This is a genomic window from Qipengyuania citrea, assembly GCF_009828015.1.
Taxonomy (GTDB): domain Bacteria; phylum Pseudomonadota; class Alphaproteobacteria; order Sphingomonadales; family Sphingomonadaceae; genus Qipengyuania; species Qipengyuania citrea.
Map to the genome: position 1 here is coordinate 541298 of NZ_WTYG01000002.1, position 12862 is coordinate 554159.

Sequence of the window (12862 nt, forward strand, 5' to 3'; positions counted from 1 at the left end):
GCGCCGTGCGAATGGCGCGATCCATGTGCGTTTGCGCTTGCCCCGACTCAATCCCACAGCTTAAGGCTCGACCCCCATGGCGCGGTATATCTTTATCACCGGCGGCGTGGTCTCCTCGCTTGGCAAAGGTCTCATGGCAGCATCGCTTGCTGCCCTCCTCCAAGCGCGTGGCTACAAGGTCCGTATCCGGAAATTCGACCCCTATCTCAACGTCGATCCGGGGACGATGTCCCCCTATCAGCACGGCGAGGTCTATGTGACCGACGACGGGGCAGAGACCGATCTCGATCTCGGCCATTACGAGCGTTTCACCGGCGTATCGGCTCACCAGGGCGACAACATCACCTCGGGCCGGATCTACCAGGACATCATCGCCAAGGAACGCCGCGGCGACTACCTCGGCGCGACCGTCCAGGTGGTCCCGCACGTGACCGACGAGATCAAGGCCTTCGCGCTGGCCGGGCAGGACGACCATGACTTCGTGCTGTGCGAGATCGGCGGAACCGTGGGCGACATCGAAGGCCTGCCGTTCATGGAGGCCATCCGCCAGCTGCGCAACGAGCTGGAACCGTGGCAGACGCTGAGCGTCCACGTCACGCTGGTCCCCTATATTGCCGCGGCGGGCGAGTTGAAGACCAAGCCGACGCAGCACTCGGTGCGCGAACTGGCCAGTCTCGGGATCAAGCCCGATGTGCTGCTGTGCCGCGCCGAGCATCCGATCCCCGAATCCGACCGGCGCAAGATCGCGCAGTTCTGCAACGTGCGGCAGGAAGCGGTCATTCCCGCGCTGGACGCGCCGTCGATCTATGCCGTGCCGCTGCAGTATCACGGCGAGGGGCTCGATACCGAAGTGCTGCGCGCCTTCGGGATTACCGATGCGCCCGATCCTGACCTGTCGCGCTGGTACGACGTCGTGGATCGCCATTCCAACCCCGAGGGCGAAGTCACGATCGGCGTGATCGGCAAATATGTCGGCCTGCAGGATGCTTACAAATCGCTCAACGAGGCGCTGGTGCACGGCGGCATGGCGCACCGGGTCAAGGTCAACATCAAGTGGATCGACGCCGAAGTGTTCGAAGGCGACGATGCCGACATCGCCGCCAAGCTCGAACCCATGCATGCCATCCTGGTGCCCGGCGGGTTCGGTGAGCGCGGCAGCGAGGGCAAGATCGCGGCAGTCCGTTTCGCTCGTGAACGCAAGGTGCCGTTCTTCGGCATCTGCCTTGGCATGCAGATGGCGTGCATCGACGCTGCGCGCGAGGCCGGCTTTGCTCGCGCCTCGTCGACGGAATTCGGCGAGACCGAAGAACCGGTCGTCGGCATCATTACCGAATGGATGACCGAAGAGGGTCTCCAGAAACGCGAAGCCGGCGGCGATCTCGGCGGGACCATGCGGCTGGGTGCATATGATGCCAAGCTTGCGGAGGGCAGCCACGTGTCGAAGGTCTATCACGGGGCGACCAGCATCTCGGAACGCCACCGCCACCGCTACGAAGTGAACGGGGCCTATATCGAGCCGCTCGAGAAACAGGGCCTGGTCTTCTCGGGCATGTCGCCCGACGGCCTGCTTCCCGAAATCGTCGAACGCCCCGATCACCCATGGTTCGTGGGCGTGCAGTTCCATCCCGAGCTGAAATCGCGGCCCTTCGAACCGCACCCGCTGTTCGCCGGTTTCGTCGGCGCGGCGCTGGAACAGGCACGTCTGGTCTGATCCAGCGCCGAGATGGCGGCATTTTAAGCCTCTGATTTCGTTGGAGGCGTCGAAATTACGCTTGTAGCTATGCGACAAAATGATGTCGCGGGCACGAGACCGGTTTATCTTTTGTTATGTTTGGGCCAGAATACGGCTGTTCCACACCTCTGGTGTGGGCGCATGGAGACACATGCTTTGCCAGCACGAGGCGGGGCTTGCTTCGAAGCCGGTTGTCTTCTGCGACCCGGACGGCCGATTTCGGGGTTTGGCGGCGTTCAACGTCGCGGGGGCGGAACCTGGTTCCGCCCCCTATTCATTTCACCAGTGCAGGTGAAGGCGGGATCAGGCCGCCTTGGTCGTGTCGCCGTCGCGCTCGTCGTCTTTGACGACTTCGAGCGGCTGCGTTTCGCCGATGGCGATCTTCTTCGGCTTCATCGCATCGGGCACTTCGCGCACGAGATCGATGACCAACAGGCCATCGGCCAGGTCGGCATGGGCCACGCGGACATAGTCGGCCAGTTCGAAACGGCGTTCGAATCCGCGGTTGGCGATCCCGATATGCAGCATTTCGCCGTCGTTGAGTTCGTCGCGCTTCTTGCCGGTCACGACGAGCAGGTTCTGCTGCGCAACGATATCGAGATCCGGCTTGCGGAAGCCCGCGACCGCCAGCGTGATGCGATATTCGTCATCGCCGCGGCGTTCGATGTTGAAGGGGGGGTAATTGTCGCCGCCGGCATTGCGAGCCTGACGTTCCATCAGGTCGAACACACGGTCGAAGCCCACGGTGGAGCGGCGGAAAGGCGTAAGGTCCATACGGTTCATCGAAACAAATCCTCTTGTGAGCGATTCTATGATGGCGGGGCCCGGTATCGGCGCCCCGTCGCCGCCACGAACACCGTGACGGTATTTTCGAGATAGGCGCGTCCTTTGCGCTTTCAAGACTTCTTGTCGCGCGCTAGTTTCGCCGCGGAAAACAAGGGAATATCAATGAGCCACCACCCGGTCGACATTTACACCAAATTCGGTTGCGGATTCTGCGTCCGAGCCAAGCGCCTGCTCGACGAGAAGGGCGTGGACTATAGCGAACACGACATCACGATGGGCGGGCCGAAGCGCGAAGAGATGCTGGAACGCGCGCCTACCGCGCGGACCGTGCCGCAGATCTTCATCGGCGATACGCATGTCGGCGGTTCGGACGAACTCGCCGCGCTCGAGCGCGAAGGCAAGCTCGACGCGTTGCTGGCGGGCTGAATGGCACGCGTCGCTGTCCTGCAGATGACTTCGGGCATCGATCCCGGGGCCAATGCCGCAGCGCTCGAAGACGCGGTCACACAGGCTGCGGCCGGGGGCGCCGACATGCTGTTCACGCCCGAAATGTCGGGCCTGCTCGATCGCGATCGCGAACGCGCTTCCCGGTCGATCTGCAGCGAAGACGCTTCGCCCGTCCTTGCCCGTGTCCGTGAAGCTGCGCGCCAGCACGGCCTGTGGGTATCGCTCGGCTCGCTCGCGCTCGAGGCCGGTGGCGGGGGCGAATGGGTCAACCGCGCTTTCGTCATCGCGCCTGACGGCACGATTGCCGCGCGCTACGACAAGATGCACATGTTCGATGTCGATCTGGCAAGCGGTGAAAGTTGGCGCGAATCCAACGCCTATCGTGCAGGTGACAGCGTCGGGCTGGTGGAGGGCACGCCGCTCGGCCGGCTCGGCCTCACCGTGTGCTACGACATTCGCTTCCCTGCCTTGTTCGAGGCGCTGGGGCGCGCGCGCTGCGACTGCATCGCCATACCCGCTGCTTTTACCGTACCGACCGGCGCCGCGCATTGGCACGTGTTGCAGCGCGCCCGCGCCATCGAGGCGAGCGCTTTCGTCGTGGCCGCGGCGCAGGTCGGCGAGCACGAGGACGGCCGCCGGACCTATGGTCACAGCCTCGTGGTGGATCCGTGGGGCGAAGTGCTGCTCGACATGGGCGGAGAGGAGGCCGGACTGGGTTTCGTCGCTGTCGATCTGGAGCGGGTGGCCGAGGTGCGCGAACAGGTGCCCAGCCTTGCCAACCGCAGGCATATCACCGCATAGGCCGCCGCATGATCGTTTACGACCTATCCTGCAGCGAAGGCCACCGCTTCGAGGGCTGGTTTTCGTCCTCGAGCGACTACTCGGACCAGAAAGTGCAAGGCTTGCTGCAGTGTCCCGCCTGCGGGTGCGAAGATGTCGGCAAGGCGCCGATGGCCCCCTCAGTCCCGGCCAAGGCCAATGCCGTCGCAGCCCCGGCGGGAGAAAAGGCGCAGCTAAGCACGGGCGACATGCCCCCGGCCGTCAAACAAGCGTTCGAAGCGCTGGCGAAGGCTCAGGCCAAGGCGCTCGAGAGCAGCACCTGGGTCGGCGACTGCTTTGCCGAAAAGGCCCGCGAAATGCACTATGGGGAAAGCGAGAACGCACCCATTCACGGGCGCGCCACGCGCGACGAGGCCGAGGACATGGTCGCGGAAGGCATCGCCGTCGCCCCCCTGCTGGTGCCGGTCGCGCCGCCCGACGAACTGAACTGATTGCCTGCGCGCGATCGTCTGCTAAATGCGGCGGTGGGCGCCCGTAGCTCAGTCGGATAGAGCACCAGATTCCTAATCTGGGGGCCACAGGTTCGAATCCTGTCGGGCGCACCATTGACGAAAATCCGCAGATTTCTCTGATTTCCGGACTCGCCCGGCAGGAATGCTATGGGCACTGAATGGCAGCTTTTTGGCCGTCCGCAGTCATTCCGGTCAAGGCGCCAAATGCTGGCTGAAGCGTCGGCCAACTGTATGGGAAAGCCGTTTTGTGCCTTGTGGCGTCGGCGCCTGGCTATTGCGAGTTCAATCGAGACCTAACAGCATTTGTAAATTGGCCGTTTGCCATCGTTCGTTCACCTTGATGTGGATCACGAACAGGGGGCAGGTCACATTTTTCGCACGTTCTTCAGCTTGGTGCAGTCGGGCAGGATGGATGGGGCGAGTTCGCGCTTACTCAACTTCGTCTTGGTCGCTGGCCTCGCCTGTGGCTCCAGCGCGGCCAAGGCCAGCGAGGAGCCCGAAATCGCCCAGGCTATCGCTGACTGCGAGCAAAAGGTGTCGGTCGCATGCGGCACGGTCGGGCTCGCCTATTCCGACCCGGCGAATGACCAATACGATATTTTCCTCAGCCTGAGATTCCTTCAAGAGGCCTGCCGCGGTAACCACGCGGCTTCGTGTGGCCGTCTTGCATTGGTCTACCTCGAGGGATCCGAAGATATCGAAGCCGATCGGGCCACGGCAGGCCGGTTTGCGATCAAGGGGTGTTCGCTGTTCGATAAAACAGCGTGCGAAGTCGCCGAGACAGTCTTTGCAGAGGCGTCGTCCGATCAATTCGACGCGGAGAAAGCCCTGCGCTACCGGCGCGTGAATTGCGATCAGGGCGGATGGCGCTCGTGCGAAGATCTCGCGCGCATTTACTACAATCTTGGGGAATTCGCACCGGCGGAACAGGTGGCTGCCAAGGCGTGCGACCCCCCACATGCCGAGCAGCGGTCGGTATGCGAATTCGCCGCAAGCCTGCGTCAGCGACGCCAGGAAATCGAGCAGGCGTTGACCGAACGACATGAAGCGCAGCGCCGTCGCCTAGCCGAACGCGAGCGCGCTTCGCAAGTCGTCCATTCCTTCCTCGGGCAGGGCAAATACGACAGCGCGATCTATGCGGCGATCTATCACAGCCGCCAGCTGGCAGATGCGCGGACTGCGCTCGAAGCGACTTTGGAGGCGGGCGCATTGGGCAGTGTCTACAAGGACCATCTCTATGTTCTCGACTACTGGTTCCCGTCGGGCAGGCTCAATGCCGCGGTGAATGCGGAGATTGCACGGCGCAGCCGGGGCGACGACTGCGGAATCTACAACTGCACCAACATGCCCGGTGCATCGAGCCGTCGTTGGGCGGCCGGGGCGGGTAGAACGGCGGCATCGCGTTCGTCCTCCTCATCCGCGTCCTCGTTCCAGCCAGCCCGGATGAAAAGTGCAGCGGAAATCTCCCGCGAGACGCGCAATCGTTATCGCACAGCCCACTGCACGATGAACAACAACGCAAACCGATATCTTTGCAATTGAACGTGGAGCAAGCAGCCATGAATCTTCGTCCTTTTCTTGCGGCTACCGTCCTGTCGGTGACATCGATTGCAGCTCTCCCCGTCGCGGCGCAAAGCAATGCAGAGCAAGCGCAGGAGCGCTACAATGCGGGGGACTTCCCGGCTGCTCGCGCACTCTACCAGAAAGCGTGCATGAGCGATGGCAAGGATGAGGCATGCCACAATCTCGGTTCGATGGCGTGGCGGGGGCAGGGCGGGGCGAAGGACCCGGTGCAGGCGCGCGATGCCTATCGGCGCGGATGCGAAGCCGGCCTGTTCAAATCCTGCGGCCAGTATGGCGCATTGCTCAAGGATGGTCTTGGCGGACCGGCCGATCCTGCCGAGGCGCTGGGCCCGCTGGGGCTCGCCTGCAAGGCGGGCGAAGCGGGCGCGTGCTACAATCAGGGCCAGATCCTCTATTTCGGCGACGCCGGTGAGCGCCGCTTCGAAGAAGCGCGAACGGCATTCGCCGGGGCCTGCCCCGGCTACGCGGCGGATGGCTGCTATGCGCTCGGGATAATGAAACGTGACGGTCAAGGCGGTGCGGTCGATACCGCGGGAGCGAACAAGGCTTTCTCCATCGCGTGCGAAAGCGGCAATGCCGAAGGATGCATCGAATCCGGCGTCGGCTATTACGATAACGGGCAATTCGCCGAAGCCCGCGACCAGTTCGCGCAGGCATGCAACAACGGGGCCGCCGGCGGATGCATGAATGCGGGCATGATGTACCGCGACGGGACCGGAGCCGCTCCCGATCACGCCAGGGCGAAGCGCTATTTCACCAATGGATGCAAACTGGGCATCCAGGACGGCTGTGCCATGGCTGAGGCGCTGGGACAGTGAGCGTTGCAGCGGGACTAATTGGCGCGTTCGCCGTGAAACTACGCAGCTTGGGCCTGGTATTCGCGCTGGCTGCGGCCTGGTCGGTTCCCCCGAGCGCCTCGCCCGCGGACCAGGGCGCGGCGTCGGAAAAATCGGCTGTCGAGCGCGCTTGCGAAGCCGGGGAGGTCGCGGCTTGTCTCAATGCAGGGAGGATCCTCGTCCAGCTTTCTGGCGAAGCGCGCGCCCTCAGGGCTCGCGATATGTTCGCGCGGGGCTGCGAACTCGGCAACACCGATGCGTGCCATCTGCTGGTACCGATGCTGATCGAAGGGCGTGGGGGTGCGCAATTGCTCGATGTGGCGGCTGAGGTCGCAGAAATCCTGTGCGAAGCCGGGTCTGGACAGGGTTGCAGCTGGCAGGCGAATGTCCTTTCGCGGCAGGCCGCATCGGACCAGCAAATCGACCACGAGAATTTGATCGCCGCGCGCGAGTTGTACCTGCAAGGCTGTGATCTGGATTCGATGGAGGCTTGCGGGCAAGCCGGTGCCCTACTGGCAACCGGCACCGGTGGGCCGGCTGACCCCATCAAGGGCTACGACTTACTGGAGCGCGCCTGCCGGGCAGAGCAATGGCAGGCGTGCGCCAATGTCGCCGTCATGGCACGCGACGGACTGGCGCATGACGCCGACTGGGCGTCCGCGCGAGACTATTTCGGGATGGCATGCGACGGTGGTATCGCCAACGCCTGCAATGATCTCGGCATCATGTGGATGCAACTGTCCGATCGCAGCGGGGACGAGCGCTGGCGCGACCCGGCGCTGCTCGTATTCATCGCCTCATGCGATGGCGGAGACGGTGCAGGGTGTTCCAACGCGGCGCGGCAATTGCGCGAAGGCCGGGGCGTGCCGACCGATCTCGTGCGCGCCCATGATCTCGCTGTGCGCGGCTGCGAAGCGAACAGCGCGCGGGCCTGCCTGCTCGCGTCCGATATGCGGGGAGCGGGAGAAGGCGTCGAGGGCGATGCGCAAACCGCTCGCGCGCTGCGGCAAAAGGCGTGCGATCTCGGCCAGTCCAGCGCCTGCGCCATGGTCGATGCACCGGCCCGTCGGGACTGACATGAATTTGGGGAGGGCAGAAATGCCGCAAGCGATTGATCTCTTTCGTCGGGCTTTGCAAAAGCAAAGGCGAGCGGGGGCATGTGGTGTGGGTAACAGGATGCGCGGGACACTGACTGCGGTAGCGGCGCGGATCTTCGCGCCCGTACTTCTCGCTGCAGCAAGCACCAGCACATTCGCAGAGGCGAAAGAACGACCTTTCGACGACGAGGCTCTAATGGAGATCCATCGCGGCGGACTTGCCTATGAGCGCGACGGGGATACCTATGCCGCACTGTCGATGTACGGGCAGGCCTGCGACATGGGGCTGGCCGCGGCCTGCACCCTCGGCGGACAAATCGAGCATGAAACGGCATCCGACAACAAGGATCACATCAGGGCGGCGCGCATGTTCGCCGCTGCCTGTCGCGCGGGAGACGACCTCGCCTGCACGCGGACGGGGATGGCTTTGGGGCCGCTCTCGCAGGCAGACTCGCCCGAACCCGATGGGCTGATGAAGCTCGCGCTGCTGGCCATGGGCGAGGAGTGCCGTCACGGCGGTGCGCAGGCCTGTGTCGACGCCGCAGAACTGCTTGGCACGACTGAAGAGATCGGGGCGGACATCGCGGCGGTTCGCGGTTACACAGTGAGGGCTTGCGAGGACCAGCAATTCGCAGCCTGCATCAGCGCCGCGATGCTTCCTGCCGAAGAACCCGACGCTGCGGAGACGCGCGCGCGCAATGTCCTGCTGTGCAATGTGGGCTGGGTCGGTGGGTGCGACGCGCTGCTGGAACCGCTGATGACGGGCGAGGCGCCAGGCGAAGTCGATGATCTCAAGCAGGCCCTGAAGGCAGCGTGCGACGATTGGGTGGGGATCGCCTGCGCAAACCTCGGCCTTTACTATACGCAGGGGCCGAAGGACGCTTATTTTCCGGGCATCGGCTTTCGCTACATGCGCAGCGCCTGCGATCTCTACGTAGCCAAGGCATGCTTTGCATACGGGGTGATGCACAAGAAGGGCATTGGCGGCCGGGTCGATGAAACCCGTGCGCAATCGCTCGTGGCGCATGCCTGCGAAATCGGAAGTCCGAAAGCCTGCGCCACTCTGGCGCGCATCGCAGGGGAAAGTGAAGAAGGTGAAGTTGCGGGGGTCTCCACGATGGAGGCCCTCCGGCGTACATGTCGGCTGGGCGACAAGCCCTCTTGCGTGAAGGAACTCTGATGAAGACTGCGATGCGATCGGTGATCTGGGGAACGGTGGCTGCGGCGGCGGCGCTCGCGGGACCCTTGCACGCTCAGAGCCTGGAAGGCATTCCAGTGGAGCAACGGCTCCAGATCTTGGCCGGGAACCAGCAGGCCCGACCGCTGATGGAAGTGTTTGGTATAGCCACTTTCGCGGCTGGTGCGGACGAAAGCTGCCAGCTGTTCGACGTCGGCGAATTGCGCGCGTTCCAGGTCCTGAAGGGACAGATCGGGAGGCAGTTGGCGCGGGTCGGCGGGGACGAAGTTGTCGCAGCGATAGACCAGTCCGAACGTGGCACGCGGCAGGCGAAGGGCTGCGCCATGCCGGACGATACCAACGTCACGATCGAGCGTGCGAGGGTAGTGGCAAGGGCCTTGCAGGACGCCCCGGCCGCCATGACGACCGACCAGCAGCAATGCGCGGTTGAGGGAACGCACTGGCGCTTCCATCGGCGCGAATGGGAGTTCGTTCCGAAAGGGCATTTCGTCGAGTACGAAGACGCTCAGCTCGAGGCGATGTATCAGGGATTGCGGACGAATTTCGCGAGTATCGCGGACCAGGCCTGCGGGTTGGTAAAGCAGACGGTTATGTTGATTCCTGCTTTCGAGAAACTCCGCCTGATGGAAGAAGCCAGCAGCTTTGCTGCTCCCTACGCGATGGCCTTTACTTCGCTCGGATCGTCCGAACGCACATTCACCTCGCGACACCTCGGCCTTTGGCGGTCGCAGCGTTCATGGACCGGGGGCGGTTATACTACCGAACCCGACTTCTACCGCATGGCCCACGACGGGGACGTGAAAACCGGCTTTGCGAGGCTGTCCAGTCCGGGTCTTTTCGGCGTCGCGGGGCACATGTACTTTACCACCGGGGGGAAGTGGATCGCGGGTATCAACCGGAACATCGAAGCGGTCGAACTCCGGCTCGACAACGGCATCAGTTTGCCCATGGAGAAAGTCGCCGGCGAGAAGGAAGGGATGGAGAGCACTTCGACCTTCGAACTCGGCAAAAGCGGATTGACCGTCCTGAGGGATCAGGGGGCGGACGTTTCGGTTCGGGTTGCGTTCAAGCAGGCTGGAGAGGAATGGCGGATTTTCAACGCTCCGGGCAAGGGCAGCGGAGTGCAGCAAATCAACCTGGGGGCGGTCAGGGAAGGTTTGGCGTGGTCGAATGCGCCGCGCCCCGCGAAAAACTGACGCGATAACGGGTGTCTCGAAGTGTCTGGGCGCGCTATCCGAAGGCGGCCGGATACCGGGCGCGGGGGGCTGAACGTGGATCGACTGAAAATCCTCTATATCGAAGACGATGCGCACACCGCGACGCGGGTGAAGGAACTCGCCCTGTCTCGCGGCGACGATCTGCATTGGGAAAGCGATGGAGCTTCAGGCCTCCGGATAGCGGGGCGGGACAGGTTCGATGTCATCATACTCGATCGAATGCTGAGCGATGACGATGGCCTCGAGATCCTGGCCCGCCTGCGCGAGAGCGGGGTAGACACACCGATCCTGATGCTGAGCGCACTCGGGCGCACCAGCGACCGCGCCGAAGGGCTCGACGCCGGTGCCGATGATTACCTTGGCAAGCCATTCGAAGCCGCCGAATTGATGGCCCGCGTGAACGCCCTCCACCGGCGTGCATCGGGCAGGGTGCATAGCGCGGTGATCCTGTACGGTGCCTTCGAGTGCCATCTGAAAGCGCGCACGGCTTTTCGCGAGAACCGGCATCTCGCTTTGAGCCCGAGGGAATTCGAGCTCTTCCATTACTTCATGGAAAACGCCGGGGAGGTGGTAACGCGCGAAATGCTGCTGCGCGATGTTTGGAACATGTCGTTCGACCCGCAAACCAATGTGGTTGACGTCAATATCGGACGTTTGCGGCGCAAGCTCGAGGACGGCTTCTCCGCTCCGGCGCTGGAAACGGTCTGGGGCACGGGCTTTCGATTGCTGGACGGCAAATAGACGTGTCACCTGCACGTTCCATTTTTTCCCGGTTGGTCGCCGCCGCCACCTTGCTGGCGGCCCTTACGGTGCTGGGGCTCTGGTTGGTGACGGAGCGAACGATAGATGCCGCGCTGAAAGAAAGTGCGCGCGAGGCGGTCGATGTCGATCTTGCCGGCCTGGCCGATATCTATTCCAGCAGCGGGGAAGCGGATCTGGTACGGAGGATCGAGGATCGCCTGGCATTGCGGCCCGTCGACGGGGGAGCGCCGCACTACCTGCTTATGCGCACAGACGGGGTCCGCCTCGCGGGCGATCTGGAAGCCTGGCCGGATCTCGATGCGGCGATCTCGGAGCGGGGCATGATCGCGATAGGCCATCGTTCCAGCGCGCATGCCCGTTCGACCCGGCTTGCTCCGGATAGATGGCTGCTGGTCGCACATGAGGTCGATCCGGCCAGGTCATTGAAGGCCGGAGTGCGAACCGTGTTTCTGGTTGGCGGGGCCATTCTGGTTTTGGTCGTGGCGATGCTTGGCAAATTTTCTGCCGACAGGTTGAAGCGCCGCATCGCGCGCATCAACCGCACCCTGTCGCACCCCGATGAGCTTGCGTCCATGCCAGAGCTCCCCAGACGAACCCGCGACGAAATCGACGAACTCGCAGCCAATAGCGCGCAAGTGATCCTCCGGGTACGGAACCTGTTGGAAGCCCACAGCGATACGACCGACAGGCTCGCCCACGAAATTCGCACCCCCCTGACTCACCTCGATGCGAGGCTGGTCAAAGCACTCGAAACGCAACCGGACGAGCAAGTCACCAGGCGGCTGACGGAAGCCCGTAGCGAAATCCGGCGGCTGGTTAGCATGCTGGAATCGCTACTTGATATCGCGTGGAGCAAAGCCCGCCTCAGTGATCGATCGATGCTAACGCCCGTCGACATGTCCGCCCTCGTTACCAATTTGTGCGAACTCTATGCCGATAGCGCCGAAGATGCCGGGTTGGTCCTGCAGTGGGAGGTGGAGTCCGGCGTTGTCTTGGACGGTGACGAAGCACAGCTCGGGCGCCTGCTGGCCAACCTCCTCGACAATGCCCTCAAATACGTCCCGGCCGGAGGGACAATCCGCGTCACGCTCGGTGATGGCCCCGTCCTCGTCGTGGCGGATGATGGGCCTGGCATAGCCGAAGTCGACCGGACGCGGATTTTCGAGCGTTTCCAGCGGGGGCCGGACGCCAAGGGAGACGAAGAACGCCCGGGCGCAGGACTTGGCCTTGCCCTCGCATCCGCAATCGCACAACGTCATTCGATGATCCTGGAATGCCTTCCGAGCGCAACCGGTGCACTGTTCCAGCTCCGCAGAGAGACGCCATGAACAAGCTTCTGGCAATGGCGCTGCTCGGCGCGCTGACCAGCAGCTGCACCGGATCTGCGGGTGAGCCTCGCAGCGCGTCACTCGCGGGCCACTTGGCGGCCCGTTCGGATACGGATAGAACCGCGGCGGCGGTCCTGTATCGCGCGCAGTCGGCTTACGAGGATGGCGATCGTGCCGCCCTCTCTCTCGCGCTTTCGCGGCTGGATGCCGTCGGCCTTCATCCGGTCGGCGAAGAAGCGAACGACATCCTTGCTCGGTGGCGGGCGGCCGCAGATCAGCCTGCCATTACCCGAGGGCGGATCCTCGGTCCGGGGTTCATGGTGGGAGAACTCGCACCAAAGGAAGAACGCGCGCTTGAGCAGACGTTCCTGTCGGGGCGCGGTGCCGCGATCAGTTTGTCCGCGCTCGAAGGAAGGCCGCTGGAGATTTCCGTTCGTGACAGCAGCGATCAGTCGCTGTGCAGGAAGGTCGCCGAACGCGTCACATGTCGCTGGGTGCCGCTCTATACCCACCGGCACACGATTACTTTGCGTAACCCCAACACGAAAAAGACACGCTACCAGCTTGTGATCGATTGATCGTC

At 63.3% G+C, this 12862-nt stretch carries 13 protein-coding genes and 1 tRNA gene; 13 read left to right on the forward strand and 1 reads right to left on the reverse strand.

The genetic code is table 11. The features are described from left to right. Positions 1–76: 76 nt before the first annotated feature. Entirely contained in the window at positions 77–1711 is a 1635-nt protein-coding gene (locus GRI55_RS08110; protein ID WP_063507143.1) for a CTP synthase, read from the forward strand. Positions 1712–2035: 324 nt separating this feature from the next. Here the strand turns inward: GRI55_RS08110 and GRI55_RS08115 are convergent, their stop codons facing one another. Beyond that, positions 2036–2515, reverse strand: coding sequence for an Hsp20 family protein (locus GRI55_RS08115; protein WP_050601256.1), 480 nt, complete (start codon positions 2513–2515; stop codon positions 2036–2038). A 165-nt stretch (positions 2516–2680) separates the two neighbouring features. Between GRI55_RS08115 and grxC the strand changes: the two genes are divergently transcribed. The 12 genes from grxC to GRI55_RS08175 all read left to right on the forward strand — a co-directional run bounded on the left by grxC (position 2681) and on the right by GRI55_RS08175 (position 12857). After that, a complete protein-coding gene (gene grxC, locus GRI55_RS08120) occupies positions 2681–2944 on the forward strand; it encodes a glutaredoxin 3 (protein WP_160766783.1) in 264 nt (87 codons plus the stop codon). Then, on the forward strand, positions 2945–3766 hold the full coding sequence (locus tag GRI55_RS08125) for a carbon-nitrogen hydrolase family protein (protein ID WP_160766784.1): 822 nt from the start codon (positions 2945–2947) through the stop codon (positions 3764–3766). A gap of 8 nt (positions 3767–3774) precedes the next feature. Next, on the forward strand, positions 3775–4236 hold the full coding sequence (locus GRI55_RS08130) for a DUF1178 family protein (protein ID WP_063511004.1): 462 nt from the start codon (positions 3775–3777) through the stop codon (positions 4234–4236). Between the two features lie 37 nt (positions 4237–4273). Beyond that, positions 4274–4350: transfer RNA gene (locus tag GRI55_RS08135), tRNA-Arg, on the forward strand. 249 nt (positions 4351–4599) lie between these two features. Then, positions 4600–5799 (forward strand): sel1 repeat family protein, encoded by a 1200-nt coding sequence (locus GRI55_RS08140; protein WP_160766785.1) that lies wholly within the window; start codon positions 4600–4602, stop codon positions 5797–5799. A gap of 17 nt (positions 5800–5816) precedes the next feature. Continuing rightward, complete coding sequence (locus tag GRI55_RS08145; protein ID WP_160766786.1) at positions 5817–6659, forward strand: tetratricopeptide repeat protein; 843 nt, start codon at positions 5817–5819, stop codon at positions 6657–6659. A 296-nt stretch (positions 6660–6955) separates the two neighbouring features. Then, complete coding sequence (locus GRI55_RS08150) at positions 6956–7753, forward strand: tetratricopeptide repeat protein (protein WP_160766787.1); 798 nt, start codon at positions 6956–6958, stop codon at positions 7751–7753. After that, complete coding sequence (locus GRI55_RS08155) at positions 7659–8954, forward strand: sel1 repeat family protein (RefSeq protein WP_160766788.1); 1296 nt, start codon at positions 7659–7661, stop codon at positions 8952–8954. The genes GRI55_RS08150 and GRI55_RS08155 overlap by 95 nt, the downstream gene beginning before the upstream one ends. Next, positions 8954–10168, forward strand: a complete 1215-nt coding sequence (locus GRI55_RS08160; protein WP_160766789.1) for a hypothetical protein — start codon at positions 8954–8956, stop codon at positions 10166–10168. Before GRI55_RS08155 ends, GRI55_RS08160 begins: the two co-directional genes overlap by 1 nt. Before the next feature lie 75 nt (positions 10169–10243). Continuing rightward, positions 10244–10930, forward strand: a complete 687-nt coding sequence (locus GRI55_RS08165; RefSeq protein ID WP_160767057.1) for a response regulator transcription factor — start codon at positions 10244–10246, stop codon at positions 10928–10930. Between the two features lie 2 nt (positions 10931–10932). After that, positions 10933–12279 carry a sensor histidine kinase gene (locus GRI55_RS08170; protein WP_307019399.1) on the forward strand — a complete coding sequence of 449 codons (1347 nt, stop codon included), beginning with the start codon at positions 10933–10935 and terminating at the stop codon, positions 12277–12279. Beyond that, positions 12276–12857 (forward strand): hypothetical protein, encoded by a 582-nt coding sequence (locus GRI55_RS08175; protein ID WP_160766790.1) that lies wholly within the window; start codon positions 12276–12278, stop codon positions 12855–12857. Before GRI55_RS08170 ends, GRI55_RS08175 begins: the two co-directional genes overlap by 4 nt. Positions 12858–12862: the final 5 nt, after the last annotated feature.